Here is a 13,564-nt window from a genome sequence, read left to right as displayed (position 1 = left end):
GCGTCGTCCATCGCCCTCCAACGCGGCCACCACAATGCAAGACAATCCCAACTTGCTGGTTTTCTCGGGCAACGCCAACAAGCCGCTGGCCGACGCGGTCTGCCGCGAGCTGGGGGTGCGTCCGGGCAAGGCCCTGATCAGCCGCTTCTCCGACGGCGAGGTGCAGGTGGAGATCGAGGAGAGCGTGCGCCGGCAGGAGGTATACGTCATCCAGCCGACCAACGCGCCGAGCGCCGAGAATTTCATGGAGCTGCTGGTGCTGATCGACGCGCTCAAGCGCGCTTCGGCATCCAGCGTCACCGCGGTGGTACCGTACTTCGGCTATGCCCGCCAGGACCGCCGCCCGCGTTCTTCGCGCGTGCCGATCACCGCCAAGGTGGCGGCCAAGATGTTCGGCGCGGTGGACACCGACCGCGTGCTCACCGTCGACCTGCACGCCGACCAGATCCAGGGCTTCTTCGATTGCCCGGTGGACAACGTCTATGCCTCGCCGCTGCTGCTGGCCGACATCTGGCGCGTGCACGGCACCGACAACGTCATCGTGGTGTCGCCGGACGTCGGTGGCGTGGTGCGCGCGCGCGCCATCGCCAAGCGCCTGGACGATGCCGAGCTCGCCATCATCGACAAGCGCCGCCCGCGCGCCAACGTCGCCACGGTGATGAACATCATCGGTGACGTCGAGGGCAAGACCTGCGTGCTGGTCGACGACATCGTCGACACCGCCGGCACCCTGTGCGCCGCCGCCAACGCGCTGAAGGAGCGCGGCGCGCGCAAGGTCGTTGCCTATTGCGTGCACCCGGTGCTGTCCGGTGCGGCGCTGGACAACCTCAACAAGTCGTCGCTCGACGAGCTGGTCGTCACCGACACCATCGCGCTGTCGCCGGCCGCGAAGGCCTGCAGCAAGATCCGCCAGCTCAGCGTGGCCGAACTGCTGGCCGAAACCATCCGCCGGATGGCGTTCGGCGAATCGGTCAGCTCGCTGTACGTCGACTGACATCCCCATCCGCGTCGCCGGCCTGCCGGCGGGGCATTCCACTCACCTGGTCGCGGGTGAGTGTTTCCACCGCCGCGAGGCGGTTCCATCGCAACAGAAGTGAGTCATTGCCATGTCCGAACACACCATCAAGGCCACCGGCCGCAACGTCGAGGGTAAGGGTGCGAGCCGCCGCCTGCGTCGTGCCGCCCAGCTGCCGGCCATCGTCTACGGCGGCAGCGCCGCCCCGCAGGCCATCCAGATCGAGCATGAGGCGATCTGGCTGGCCAGCCACCACGAGTGGTTCTACTCGTCGATCCTGAGCCTGGACATCGACGGCAAGGTCGAGCAGGTGCTCCTGCGCGACATGCAGCGCCATCCGTACAAGCAGCTGATCATGCACCTGGACTTCCAGCGCGTGGACGCCAGCCAGGCGCTGCGCACCAAGGTCCAGCTGCACTTCCTGAACCAGGAGAAGTCCCCGGCCGGCAAGACCGGTGGCGTGGTGATCATGCACGAGCTGACCGAAGTCGAAGTGGCCTGCCTGCCGAAGGACCTGCCGGAAGCCATCGAAGTCGACCTCGGCGACCTCGCCGTGGGTGCGGTGGTGCACCTGTCCGACCTCAAGCTGCCGGCCGGCGTGGAAATCCCGGCCCTGAAGCTGGGCAAGGAGCACGACGTCGCCGTCGTGGTCGCCAAGCACGGCAAGGAAGAAGTGGAAGAAGTCGCTGCGCCGGAAGCCGCCGAAGTGCCGGCGACCAAGGCTGCCAAGAAGGAAGACAAGTAATTCCGCGCCGCGCGTCATCCCCGCATCAGCGGGGATGACGTCGCGGGAACGGAGTCGTTCCGATGGCTGGTCTTCGCCTCATCGTCGGGCTGGGCAACCCCGGTGCCGAACACGCCCGAACCCGGCACAACGCCGGGTTCTGGTTTATTGACGCGCTGGCGCAGGCCGATGGCGTGCGTTTCGGCCTGGAAAGCAAGCTGTTAGGCGAAACCGCCAGGATCGTGGTGGCCGGTGAGCCGGTGTGGCTGCTGCGTCCTGCCACGTTCATGAACGCCAGTGGCAAGTCCATCACCGCGGCGCTGCGCTACTGGAAGATCGAGCCAGAGGAAATGCTGGTCGTGCACGACGAACTGGACCTGCCGCCCGGCGTGGCGCGGCTCAAGTTCGATGGTGGCCACGGCGGCCAGAACGGCCTGCGCGACACCATCCGCCTGCTTGGCCACGGCAAGTTCCACCGCCTGCGCATCGGTATCGGCCACCCCGGCCACAAGGACAAGGTCACGCCCTGGGTGCTGGGGCGTCCCGGTACGGCCGACGAGGCGTTGATCCTGCGTGCGATCGGCAATGCCGCCGACGTGCTGCCCATGGCAGTGCAGGGCAACTTCATGGATGCGATGACCCGGCTGCACACGCCCGCGCCGTGATTGGCGATTGGTGATTGCCGATTCGGCGGAAGCGTCGAATCGGCAATCACGAATCCCGAACCACGGATCCCCCATGGGCATCAAATGCGGCATCGTCGGACTGCCGAACGTCGGCAAGTCCACCCTGTTCAACGCGCTGACCAAGGCCGGCATCGCCGCCGCCAACTTCCCGTTCTGCACCATCGAGCCGAACGTGGGCGTGGTGCCGGTGCCGGACCCGCGGCTGGGTGCGCTTGCCGAAATCATCAATCCGCAGAAGGTCATACCGACCGCGGTGGAGTTCGTCGACATCGCGGGCCTGGTGGCCGGCGCGGCCAGCGGCGAGGGCCTGGGCAACAAGTTCCTGGCCCACATCCGCGAGGTCGATGCGATCTGCCACGTGGTGCGCTGCTTCGAGAACGATGACGTCATCCACGTCAACAACCGCATCGACCCGATCGCCGACATCGAGACCATCGACACCGAGCTGGCGCTGGCCGATCTCGAGTCGGTGGACAAGGCGATCGCCCGATACGAGCGCGTGGCCAAGGGTGGTGACAAGGACGCCAAGGCCAAGATCGAGGTGCTCGGTAAGCTCCGCGCCGCGCTGGATGAAGGCAAGGCCGCTCGCACGGTGGAGCTGGACGAGGAGCAGAAGGCGGTCATCCGCGAGTTGTTCCTGCTCACCCTGAAGCCGGTGATGTACGTCGCCAACGTGCTCGAGGATGGTTTCGCCGACAACCCGCACCTGGATGCCGTGCGCGCCCGCGCGCAGGCGGAAGGGTCGCAGGTGGTGCCGGTATGCGCGGCGATCGAGGAAGAGCTGAGCCAGCTCGACGATGCCGATCGCGATGCCTTCCTCACCGACCTCGGGCTTGAGGAGCCGGGCCTGAACCGGGTGATCCGCGCCGCGTACGCGCTGCTGGGCCTGCAGACCTACTTCACCGCCGGGGTCAAGGAGGTGCGCGCGTGGACGGTCAAGGCGGGCTCCACCGCGCCGCAGGCGGCGGCAGTGATCCACACCGACTTCGAGAAGGGCTTCATCCGCGCCGAAACCATCGGCTACGACGACTTCATCAAGTACCGCGGTGAAGCGGGCGCCCGTGATGCCGGGCGCCTGCGCCTGGAGGGCAAGGAGTATCGCGTCCAGGAAGGCGACATCCTGCACTTCCGCTTCAACGTCTGAGCCGGCCGGGCCCGCCGCTGGCGGGCAAGAGCAGGATTCGGATTTTTTTGCAAAAAAGCCGTTGACACAATCGAAAGTGACGGCCAGAATAACGGGCTCTTTGAGGGGCTTCGCCGTCTTTCAACGAGGAAAGAACGGAGGGATACCCAAGCGGCCAACGGGGGCAGACTGTAAATCTGCTGGCTTACGCCTTCGGTGGTTCGAATCCACCTCCCTCCACCATTCGGCTCCGCGTGCGGAGCCGGGAAGTTGAAGAGTCAAGCCGCCGGCCTTACCAGCCGGGGGTGCAGCAAGGCAGGGCTCCCGGCGCGGGAGTAGTTCAATGGTAGAACTGTAGCCTTCCAAGCTACTAGCGCGGGTTCGATTCCCGTCTCCCGCTCCACCATTGCTTCCAGCGCGCGGTTCTGTCGTAAAACCTGCTCACGTAGCTCAGTCGGTAGAGCACCTCCTTGGTAAGGAGGAGGTCGATGGTTCGATTCCATTCGTGAGCACCATATTCGCAATCCCACGCCTGCTCCGGCAGGCAAACTCCAGCGAGACGCAGCCATGGCAAAGGGTAAGTTCGAGCGCACCAAGCCCCACGTGAACGTGGGCACGATCGGTCACGTTGACCACGGCAAGACGACGCTGACGGCGGCGCTGACGAAGGTGGGCGCGGAGCGTTTCGGCGGTGAGTTCAAGGGCTATGACGCGATCGACGCGGCGCCGGAAGAGAAGGCGCGCGGCATCACGATCTCGACGGCGCACGTCGAGTACGAAAGCCCGACCCGCCACTACGCGCACGTCGACTGCCCGGGGCACGCCGACTACGTGAAGAACATGATCACGGGTGCGGCGCAGATGGACGGCGCGATCCTGGTGTGCTCGGCGGCTGACGGCCCGATGCCGCAGACCCGCGAGCACATCCTGCTGTCGCGCCAGGTGGGCGTGCCGTACATCGTCGTGTTCCTGAACAAGGCCGACATGGTGGACGACGCCGAGCTGCTCGAGCTGGTCGAGATGGAAGTGCGCGAGCTGCTGTCGAAGTACGACTTCCCGGGCGACGACACCCCGATCATTGCGGGTTCGGCCCGTCTGGCGCTGGAAGGCGACCAGAGCGAGATCGGCGTGCCGGCGATCATCAAGCTGGTGGATGCGCTGGACAGTTGGATCCCGGAGCCGCAGCGCGACATCGACAAGCCGTTCCTGATGCCGGTGGAAGACGTGTTCTCGATCTCGGGTCGCGGCACCGTGGTGACCGGCCGTATCGAGCGCGGCATCATCAAGGTTGGTGACGAAATCGAGATCGTCGGTATCCGTCCGACCCAGAAGACCACCGTGACCGGCGTGGAAATGTTCCGCAAGCTGCTGGACCAGGGCCAGGCGGGCGACAACGCGGGCCTGCTGCTGCGCGGCACCAAGCGTGACGACGTGGAGCGCGGTCAGGTGCTGTGCAAGCCGGGTTCGATCACCCCGCACACCGAGTTCGAGGCCGAGGTGTACGTGCTGTCGAAGGACGAGGGTGGCCGTCATACCCCGTTCTTCAAGGGCTACCGCCCGCAGTTCTACTTCCGCACCACCGACATCACCGGTGCCTGCCAGCTGCCGGAAGGCACCGAGATGGTGATGCCGGGCGACAACGTGAAGATGGTGGTCACGCTGATCAACCCGGTGGCGATGGACGAAGGCCTGCGCTTCGCGATCCGCGAAGGCGGCCGCACCGTCGGCGCCGGCGTGGTGGCCAAGATCATCAAGTAAGCCCCTGCGTTTCCACCGCTTCTGCCTGCAGGAGCGGGATGGGGTGAAGGCAGGCGGCGAAAGCCGCCGTTGCCTTTTTCGGAAGCGACAAGTTTTTCGATACGCCAGTAGCTCAATTGGCAGAGCAGCGGTCTCCAAAACCGCAGGTTGGGGGTTCGAGTCCCTCCTGGCGTGCCAATCGCGGGATTCCCGCCGTGGATTTCCTGTAGAGAGATGACGTCTTGACCAGCCATACGCTGCCTACCCAATCCGCCAGCGCCGGGGATATCGCCAAGTACGCCGCGGCCCTGCTGCTGGTGATCGCGGGCATCTTCGCCTACTACTGGTTCGAGGGTTCCTGGCCGTCCGGCGTGCGCATCCTCGCGATCGTTGCCGGCTTGGTGCTGGGTGGGGCGGTCTTCCTCGGTACTGCCAAGGGTCATCGCACCCGAGGCTTCCTCTCCGAGTCCCGCTTCGAGCTGCGCAAGGTGGTCTGGCCGACCCGCCAGGAAGCAACCCGTACGATGTGGGTCGTGATCGCTGCGGTCATCCTCATCAGCCTCATCCTCGCGGCTTTCGACTGGGTGATTCAGCTCAGCGTGAAGGCGCTGCTCGGTTCGTGATGGAGACCCCAGTGAGCAATTCCGAAGTCCATAAGCGCTGGTACGTGGTTCATGCCTATTCCGGCTTCGAGAAGTCGGTGGCGCAGGCGCTGCGTGACCGCATCGTGCGCATGGACATGCAGGAGCGCTTCGGCGAGGTGCTGGTCCCGACCGAAGAGGTCGTGGAGATGCGTGGCGGCCAGAAGCGCCGCTCCGAACGCAAGTTCTTCCCGGGCTATGTGCTGGTCCAGATCGCGACGCACAACGAAGACGGCATTCCGCGCATGGATAGCGAGTCCTGGCATCTGGTCAAGGAAACCCCCAAGGTGATGGGTTTCATCGGCGGCACTGCCGACCGTCCGCTGCCGATCCGTGACGACGAGGCCGACGCCATCCTGCAGCGCGTGCAGGACGGCGTGGAGAAGCCCAAGCCGAAGGTCCTGTTCGAGCCGGGCCAGATGGTCCGCGTGGTCGATGGTCCGTTCAACGACTTCAATGGCGTGGTCGAAGAGATCAACTACGAGAAGAGCCGCCTGCGCGTGGCGGTGCTGATCTTCGGCCGCTCGACCCCGGTGGAACTGGAGTTCGGCCAGGTCGAAAAGGCCTGATCCCCGCCTTCTGGCGGGACTCCCCGAAAATCTGTTATGATTACCGGCTCCCTTGCGGGAGCTGGTTGCGTGTCGGCCACCCTGGGTGGTCGATGGCGCGAGCGGCAAAAGAATGAAAGGTGGCGGCGTGACGCCGGGACGCGTCGCCTCCGATAAAGATGATCCCGGTCCGATGGGGAGCCTGCAACCCAGGCGTTCGCACCCGGAGACAATCCAATGGCAAAGAAAGTAGTCGGCTACATCAAGCTGCAGGTGAAGGCCGGTCAGGCCAACCCCTCGCCGCCCGTCGGCCCCGCGCTGGGTCAGCGCGGCCTGAACATCATGGAGTTCTGCAAGGCGTTCAACGCGGCGACCTCCAAGCTGGAGCCGGGCCTGCCGACGCCGGTGATCATCACCGCGTACTCGGACCGTACCTTCACCTTCGTCACCAAGAGCACCCCGGCGACCGTGCTGCTGAAGAAGGCCGCGGGCGTCACCTCGGGCTCCAAGCGCCCGAACACCGAAAAGGTGGGCAAGGTCACCCGCGCGCAGCTGGAAGACATCGCCAAGGCGAAGGAGCCCGACCTGACCGCGGCCGATCTGGACGCGGCGGTGCGCACGATCGCGGGCTCGGCCCGTTCCATGGGTCTGACGGTGGAGGGCTGAGACAATGGCACTGAACAAGCGACAGAAGGCGATCCTCGCCGCCACCGTCCCGGGCAAGGCTTACGCTATCGAAGAAGCCCTGAAGATCCTCAAGGACAACAGCAACGCCAAGTTCGTCGAGGCGATCGACGTGGCCGTGCGCCTTGGCGTCGATGCCAAGAAGTCCGACCAGCAGGTGCGCGGTTCCACCGTGCTGCCGGCCGGTACCGGCAAGTCGGTGCGCGTGGCGGTGTTCTGCCCGGCCGGCGCCAAGGCTGACGAAGCCCTAGCCGCTGGTGCCGACGTGGTGGGCATGGACGAGCTGGCGGAGAAGATGATCGCCGGCGACCTGAACTATGACGTGGTCATCGCCACCCCGGACGCGATGCGCGTGGTCGGCAAGCTCGGCCAGGTGCTGGGTCCGCGCGGCCTGATGCCGAACCCGAAGGTCGGCACCGTGTCGCCGAACCCGGCCGAGGCGGTCAAGAACGCCAAGGCGGGCCAGGTGCGCTACCGCACCGACAAGGCCGGCATCATCCACTGCACCATCGGCAAGGCCAGCTTCGAGAACGATGCGCTGAAGGGCAACCTGCAGGCGCTGCTGCTTGACCTGATCAAGGCCAAGCCGGCGACTTCGAAGGGCACCTACCTGCAGAAGATCTCGATCAGCTCCACCATGGGCCCCGGCGTGACCGTGGACCAGGCCTCGCTGACCCTGAAGTAATGCTCCACGCCGCGCCGCTCCGGCGACGCGGTGGTTCGAAATTTTGAAGGCCCCGCTCGAGTCCTCGAGCGGAAGCCGTCAAAGACCGCAGGTGCGGTCCGCGCGTGGCAACGACGGGCAGGGATGCTCACATGGCATGGAATCGCCGTTGCCGAAGGCGGGACCGCTTAATCCGCATCCGATGAGGATGCCGGCCTGCGCAGATGGTGATGCCCTTCTGGAATGTTGTTGTTCAAGACACCTCTGGATGGCCACCACCGGGATGCAGTGCATCCCCGATGCCAGGGACCGGCATCGCCCAGGACCGTCAACGGCTGGAGCCGTCGGCGGAGTTCATTAGAGGAGTGACTATGGCTCTCAATCTGTCCCAGAAACAGGACGTTGTCGCCGAGGTGGCCGAAGTGGCCGCCAAGGCACACTCCTTGATCGCAGCCGAATACGCAGGCACCACGGTCAGCCAGATGACCGCGATGCGCAAGAAGGCCCGCGAAACCGGCGTGTACTTGAAAGTCGTCAAGAACACGCTGGCCGCGCGCGCCGTGGAAGGCACCGATTTCGCAGTCGCAAAGGACTCGATGGTCGGCCCCCTCCTGTATGCGTTCTCGACCGAGGAGCCCGGCGCCGCCGGTCGCCTGATCAAGGAATTCGCAAAGGGTAACGACAAGCTGCAACCGAAGCTGGTCGTGGTCGAAGGGCAGCAGTACGGCCCCGCGCATGTCGAAGTGTTGGCCTCGCTGCCGACCCTGGAACAGGCGCTCGGCATGCTGGCCCGCGTGCTGGCCGAACCGGCGGCGATGTTCGCCCGCGCGGTCAAGGCCGTGGCCGATCAGCAGGGTGGCGGCGACGCCGCTCCGGCTGCCGAAGCCGCCGCTGAAGCCGAACCGGCCTGAACCCCAGCGACCTGACAACGTTCCCATTCATACGAAACATATCCAGAGGTAATTGAAATGTCCCTGACCAACGAGCAGATCGTCGACGCCATCGCCGCCAAGTCGCTGATGGAAGTGATGGAGCTGGTGAAGGCCATCGAAGAGAAGTTCGGCGTCTCCGCCGCCGCCCCGGTGATGGCTGTCGCCGCCGCCGGCCCGGCCGCCGCCGTCGAAGAGCAGACCGAGTTCAACGTCATCCTGAAGTCGGCCGGCGACAAGAAGGTCGAAGTGATCAAGGCCGTCCGCGCCATCACCGGCCTGGGACTGAAGGAAGCCAAGGACCTCACCGAGGCCGGTGGCACCGTGAAGGAAGGCGTGTCGAAGGAAGACGCCGAGAAGATGAAGAAGGACCTCGAGGCCGCTGGCGCGACCGTCGAAGTCAAGTAATCCGCTGTTGCGTCGCCTGGCAGAACACGCTGGCGACCACCGAAGGCTGGGGACGAAAGTCCCCGGCCTTTGGCCGTTGTAGAAACAACCGTTCCACATCGTTCGAGTTGGCAGTCGGAAGTAGCGGGAGAAGGCGTGCTGGTGCCGGCAATACCAGCGACTTCCCACTGCCAGTTTGATATTCCCCCGTTGGCCGCCCGCGGCCGCACATGACGAGGCGCACGCTCCATGACTACCGCCAAACAGTATTCGTTCACCGAGAAGAAGCGCATCCGCAAGGACTTCGGCAAGCGCCGTTCGATCCTGGAAGTGCCCTACCTGCTCGCCATCCAGGTGGATTCCTACCGCGAGTTCCTGCAGGAGCACGTCGATTCCGCCGCGCGCGATGACAAGGGCCTGCATGCCGCGTTGAAGTCGGTGTTCCCGATCTCCAGCTACAGCGGCAACGCCGCGCTGGAATACGTGGGCTACAAGCTGGGCGAGCCGGCCTTCGACGAACGCGAGTGCCGCACCCGCGGCCTGTCCTACGGCGCCCCGCTGCGCGTCACCGTGCGCCTGGTCATCTATGACCGCGAGTCGTCCACCAAGGCGATCAAGTACGTGAAGGAGCAGGAGGTCTACATGGGCGAGATCCCGCTCATGACCGACAACGGCACCTTCATCGTCAACGGCACCGAGCGTGTCATCGTCTCCCAGCTGCACCGTTCGCCCGGCGTGTTCTTCGATCACGACCGCGGCAAGACCCACAGCTCGGGCAAGCTGCTGTTCTCCGCGCGCGTGATCCCCTATCGCGGCTCGTGGCTGGACTTCGAGTTTGACCCGAAGGATGCGCTGTTCACCCGCATCGACCGTCGCCGCAAGCTGCCGGTCAGCGTGCTGCTGCGCGCGCTGGGCTACAACAACGAAGAGATGTTGAACGAGTTCTTCGACATCAACACCTTCCACATCGAGTCCGAGGGCGTGCAGCTCGAGCTGGTGCCCGAGCGCCTGCGCGGCGAAACGCTGGACTTCGACCTGGCCGACGGCGACAAGGTCATCGTCGAGGCCGGCAAGCGCATCACCGCGCGCCACGTCAAGCAGCTGGAAGCCGCCGGCGTCGCCGCGCTGTCGGTGCCTGACGATTACATCCTCGGCCGCATCCTCTCGCACGACGTCATCGACCCGGCGACCGGCGAGCTGCTGGCTTCCGCCAACGACGAGATCAGCACCGACACCCTGGAGAAGCTGCGCAAGGCGGGCATCGCCAGCGTCGGCACCATCTGGGTGAACGACCTCGACCGCGGCCCGTACCTGTCCAACACCCTGCGCATCGACGGCACCAAGACCCAGCTGGAAGCGCTGGTCGAGATCTACCGGATGATGCGCCCGGGCGAGCCGCCGACCAAGGACGCCGCGCAGAACCTGTTCCACAACCTGTTCTTCACCTTCGAGCGCTACGACCTGTCCACGGTCGGCCGGATGAAGTTCAACCGCCGCCTCGGCCGCAAGGAAGTCACCGGCGCGCCGGTGCTGTACGACGCCAAATACTTCGCCGACCGCAAGGACGAGGAATCGGTGCGCCTGCGCAACGAGGCCACGCACAAGTCCGACATCCTCGACGTGATGAAGGTGCTGTGCGAGATCCGCAATGGCCGCGGCGTGGTGGACGACATCGACCATCTGGGCAACCGTCGCGTGCGCTCGGTCGGTGAAATGGCCGAGAACGTGTTCCGCGTGGGCCTGGTCCGCGTCGAGCGCGCGGTGAAGGAGCGCCTGTCGATGGCCGAGTCCGAAGGCCTGACCCCGCAGGAGCTGATCAACGCCAAGCCGGTGGCGGCCGCGATCAAGGAGTTCTTCGGCTCCTCGCAGCTGTCGCAGTTCATGGACCAGAACAACCCGCTGTCGGAAGTGACCCACAAGCGCCGCGTCTCGGCGCTGGGCCCGGGCGGCCTGACCCGCGAGCGCGCCGGCTTCGAAGTGCGCGACGTGCACCCGACCCATTACGGCCGCGTCTGCACCATCGAGACGCCGGAAGGCCCGAACATCGGCCTGATCAACTCGCTGGCGGTGTTCGCCCGCACCAACCGCTACGGCTTCCTCGAGACGCCGTACCGCAAGGTCGTGGACGGCCGCGTCACCGACGAGATCGAGTTCCTGTCGGCGATCGAGGAAAACGAGTACGTCATCGCCCAGGCCAACGCGCCGCGCGACGAGAAGGGCAACATCTCCGCGCAGTTCGTGGCGTGCCGCTTCCAGGGTGAAAACCTGCTGAAGCCGCCGAGCGAGATCCACTTCATGGACGTCTCGCCGATGCAGACCGTGTCGGTCGCGGCCGCGCTGGTGCCGTTCCTCGAGCACGACGACGCCAACCGCGCGCTGATGGGCGCCAACATGCAGCGCCAGGCCGTGCCGACCCTGCGTGCGCAGAAGCCGCTGGTGGGTACCGGCATCGAGCGTGCGCTGGCCCGCGACTCGGGCGTGACCGTGAACGCCCGCCGTGGCGGCGTGGTCGAGCAGATCGACGCCGGCCGCATCGTCGTCAAGGCGCACGAGTCGGAAATCTCCGGTGAGCACGATGCCGGCGTGGACATCTACTCCCTGGTCAAGTACACCCGCAGCAACCAGAACACCTGCATCAACCAGCGCCCGCTGGTGAACGTGGGCGACGTGGTGGCGCGCGGCGACGTGCTGGCCGACGGCCCGTCCACCGACATCGGCGAGCTGGCCCTGGGCCAGAACATGCTGATCGCGTTCATGCCGTGGAACGGCTACAACTTCGAGGACTCGATCCTGCTCTCCGAGCGCGTGGTCGAGGAGGATCGCTACACCACGATCCACATCGAAGAGCTGACCGTGCAGGCGCGCGACACCAAGCTGGGACCGGAGGAGATTTCCGCCGACATCCCGAACGTGTCCGAGCAGGCGCTGGGCCGTCTGGACGAGTCCGGCGTGGTCTACATCGGCGCGGAAGTGCGTGCCGGCGACATCCTGGTCGGCAAGGTCACGCCGAAGGGCGAAAGCCAGCTGACCCCGGAAGAGAAGCTGCTGCGCGCGATCTTCGGCGAGAAGGCCTCCGACGTGAAGGACAGCTCGCTGCGCGTGCCCCCGGGCATGGACGGCGTGGTCATCGACGTGCAGGTGTTCACCCGCGACGGTATCGAGAAGGACAAGCGCGCGCGCCAGATCGAGGAAAACGAGATCAAGCGCGTCAAGAAGGACTTCGACGACCAGTTCCGCATCCTCGAGACCGCGATCTACGCGCGCCTGCGCGAGCAGCTGCTGGGCAAGGTCGCCAATGGTGGCCCGGGCGTGAAGAAGGGCGATACCGTGTCTTCGCTGGTGCTGGACGGCATCAAGCGTTCCGACTGGCTGCAGTTGCGGATGAAGGACGACGACGCGGCCGATGCGATCGAGCGCGCCGCCAAGCAGCTCGACGTGCACCAGAAGGAGTTCGAGCGCCGCTTCGCCGACAAGCGTTCCAAGATCACCCAGGGCGATGACCTCGCGCCGGGCGTGCTGAAGATGGTCAAGGTGTTCCTGGCGGTGAAGCGCCGCATCCAGCCGGGCGACAAGATGGCCGGCCGCCACGGCAACAAGGGCGTGGTGTCGAAGATCGTGCCGGTCGAGGACATGCCGTACATGGCCGACGGCCAGACCGTCGACATCGTGCTGAACCCGCTGGGCGTGCCGAGCCGAATGAACATCGGCCAGGTGCTGGAAGTGCATCTGGGCCTGGCCGCGAAGGGTCTGGGCCAGAAGATCCAGCGCATGCTCGATGCACAGGTCAAGGTCGCCGAGCTGCGCAAGTTCCTCGGCGAGATCTACAACCACGACAGCAAGACCCACATCGAGCGCGTGGACCTGACCCAGTTCAGCGACGAGGAGCTGGTGGGCATGGCGAAGAACCTCACCGACGGCGTGCCGATGGCCACCCCGGTGTTCGACGGCGCCACCGAGGCCGAGATCAAGACCATGCTGCGGCTGGCGGACCTGCCGGAATCGGGCCAGACCCAGCTGTTCGATGGCCGCACCGGCGAGGCGTTCGACCGCCAGACCACCGTGGGCTACATGCACATGCTGAAGCTGAACCACCTGGTCGACGACAAGATGCACGCGCGTTCGACCGGCCCGTACTCGCTCGTCACCCAGCAGCCGCTGGGCGGCAAGGCGCAGTTCGGCGGCCAGCGCTTCGGTGAAATGGAAGTCTGGGCGCTGGAAGCCTACGGCGCGGCCTACACCCTGCAGGAAATGCTGACGGTGAAGTCCGACGACGTGCAGGGCCGCAACCAGATGTACAAGAACATCGTCGATGGCGAGCACGAGATGGTCGCGGGCATGCCGGAATCCTTCAACGTCCTCGTGAAGGAAATCCGCAGCCTGGCCATCAACATGGAACTCGAGGAGCACTGAGTTTCGCGACGGCGTG

The 13,564-nt window shown here is 65.4% G+C and carries 12 protein-coding genes and 4 tRNA genes; all 16 read left to right on the top strand.

Going from position 1 to position 13,564, the window contains the following annotated elements; translation table 11 throughout:
• Positions 1 to 34: 34 nt before the first annotated feature.
• A complete protein-coding gene (locus tag ICG51_RS04155; RefSeq protein WP_190281770.1) occupies positions 35 to 994 on the top strand; it encodes a ribose-phosphate diphosphokinase in 960 nt (319 codons plus the stop codon).
• 112 nt (positions 995 to 1,106) lie between these two features.
• Positions 1,107 to 1,760 carry a 50S ribosomal protein L25/general stress protein Ctc gene (locus ICG51_RS04150; RefSeq protein ID WP_190281769.1) on the top strand — a complete coding sequence of 218 codons (654 nt, stop codon included), beginning with the start codon at positions 1,107 to 1,109 and terminating at the stop codon, positions 1,758 to 1,760.
• A gap of 62 nt (positions 1,761 to 1,822) precedes the next feature.
• Entirely contained in the window at positions 1,823 to 2,404 is a 582-nt protein-coding gene (gene pth / locus ICG51_RS04145) for an aminoacyl-tRNA hydrolase (protein ID WP_190281768.1), read from the top strand.
• A 73-nt stretch (positions 2,405 to 2,477) separates the two neighbouring features.
• Entirely contained in the window at positions 2,478 to 3,569 is a 1,092-nt protein-coding gene (gene ychF, locus ICG51_RS04140) for a redox-regulated ATPase YchF (protein ID WP_190281767.1), read from the top strand.
• A 136-nt stretch (positions 3,570 to 3,705) separates the two neighbouring features.
• Positions 3,706 to 3,791, top strand: a tRNA-Tyr gene (locus tag ICG51_RS04135).
• Between the two features lie 86 nt (positions 3,792 to 3,877).
• A tRNA-Gly gene (locus ICG51_RS04130) sits at positions 3,878 to 3,951 on the top strand.
• A 36-nt stretch (positions 3,952 to 3,987) separates the two neighbouring features.
• Positions 3,988 to 4,063, top strand: a tRNA-Thr gene (locus tag ICG51_RS04125).
• Positions 4,064 to 4,115: 52 nt separating this feature from the next.
• Entirely contained in the window at positions 4,116 to 5,306 is a 1,191-nt protein-coding gene (gene tuf, locus ICG51_RS04120; protein ID WP_190281760.1) for an elongation factor Tu, read from the top strand.
• A gap of 101 nt (positions 5,307 to 5,407) precedes the next feature.
• Positions 5,408 to 5,483, top strand: a tRNA-Trp gene (locus ICG51_RS04115).
• A 44-nt stretch (positions 5,484 to 5,527) separates the two neighbouring features.
• Positions 5,528 to 5,908 (top strand): preprotein translocase subunit SecE, encoded by a 381-nt coding sequence (gene secE / locus ICG51_RS04110; protein WP_190281766.1) that lies wholly within the window; start codon positions 5,528 to 5,530, stop codon positions 5,906 to 5,908.
• 11 nt (positions 5,909 to 5,919) lie between these two features.
• The gene (gene nusG, locus ICG51_RS04105) at positions 5,920 to 6,495 is read left to right on the top strand and encodes a transcription termination/antitermination protein NusG (protein WP_223809511.1); all 576 of its coding nucleotides are present in this window, start codon (positions 5,920 to 5,922) and stop codon (positions 6,493 to 6,495) included.
• Positions 6,496 to 6,711: 216 nt separating this feature from the next.
• On the top strand, positions 6,712 to 7,140 hold the full coding sequence (gene rplK, locus ICG51_RS04100; RefSeq protein WP_028840193.1) for a 50S ribosomal protein L11: 429 nt from the start codon (positions 6,712 to 6,714) through the stop codon (positions 7,138 to 7,140).
• Between the two features lie 4 nt (positions 7,141 to 7,144).
• Complete coding sequence (gene rplA, locus ICG51_RS04095) at positions 7,145 to 7,843, top strand: 50S ribosomal protein L1 (protein ID WP_190281765.1); 699 nt, start codon at positions 7,145 to 7,147, stop codon at positions 7,841 to 7,843.
• 350 nt (positions 7,844 to 8,193) lie between these two features.
• Positions 8,194 to 8,733, top strand: coding sequence for a 50S ribosomal protein L10 (gene rplJ, locus ICG51_RS04090; RefSeq protein WP_190282347.1), 540 nt, complete (start codon positions 8,194 to 8,196; stop codon positions 8,731 to 8,733).
• 57 nt (positions 8,734 to 8,790) lie between these two features.
• On the top strand, positions 8,791 to 9,159 hold the full coding sequence (gene rplL, locus ICG51_RS04085) for a 50S ribosomal protein L7/L12 (RefSeq protein ID WP_190281764.1): 369 nt from the start codon (positions 8,791 to 8,793) through the stop codon (positions 9,157 to 9,159).
• 228 nt (positions 9,160 to 9,387) lie between these two features.
• Complete coding sequence (gene rpoB, locus ICG51_RS04080) at positions 9,388 to 13,548, top strand: DNA-directed RNA polymerase subunit beta (protein ID WP_190281763.1); 4,161 nt, start codon at positions 9,388 to 9,390, stop codon at positions 13,546 to 13,548.
• Positions 13,549 to 13,564: the final 16 nt, after the last annotated feature.

It is taken from the genome of Thermomonas sp. XSG (genome assembly GCF_014678725.1).
In the GTDB taxonomy this organism is placed as follows: domain Bacteria; phylum Pseudomonadota; class Gammaproteobacteria; order Xanthomonadales; family Xanthomonadaceae; genus Thermomonas.
The sequence above is the reverse complement of the archived record's forward strand: the minus strand, read 5'-3'. Positions and strand labels throughout refer to the sequence as shown.

What these genes read in the sequence shown, in the direction of transcription:
- pth (WP_190281768.1), top strand. Translation starts at nt 1,823, where the DNA reads ATGGCTGGTCTTCGCCTCATCGTCGGGCTGGGCAACCCCGGTGCCGAA.
- ICG51_RS04155 (WP_190281770.1), top strand. Translation starts at nt 35, where the DNA reads ATGCAAGACAATCCCAACTTGCTGGTTTTCTCGGGCAACGCCAACAAG.
- rplA (WP_190281765.1), top strand. Translation starts at nt 7,145, where the DNA reads ATGGCACTGAACAAGCGACAGAAGGCGATCCTCGCCGCCACCGTCCCG.
- ICG51_RS04150 (WP_190281769.1), top strand. Translation starts at nt 1,107, where the DNA reads ATGTCCGAACACACCATCAAGGCCACCGGCCGCAACGTCGAGGGTAAG.
- rpoB (WP_190281763.1), top strand. Translation starts at nt 9,388, where the DNA reads ATGACTACCGCCAAACAGTATTCGTTCACCGAGAAGAAGCGCATCCGC.
- rplK (WP_028840193.1), top strand. Translation starts at nt 6,712, where the DNA reads ATGGCAAAGAAAGTAGTCGGCTACATCAAGCTGCAGGTGAAGGCCGGT.
- ychF (WP_190281767.1), top strand. Translation starts at nt 2,478, where the DNA reads ATGGGCATCAAATGCGGCATCGTCGGACTGCCGAACGTCGGCAAGTCC.
- tuf (WP_190281760.1), top strand. Translation starts at nt 4,116, where the DNA reads ATGGCAAAGGGTAAGTTCGAGCGCACCAAGCCCCACGTGAACGTGGGC.
- rplJ (WP_190282347.1), top strand. Translation starts at nt 8,194, where the DNA reads ATGGCTCTCAATCTGTCCCAGAAACAGGACGTTGTCGCCGAGGTGGCC.
- rplL (WP_190281764.1), top strand. Translation starts at nt 8,791, where the DNA reads ATGTCCCTGACCAACGAGCAGATCGTCGACGCCATCGCCGCCAAGTCG.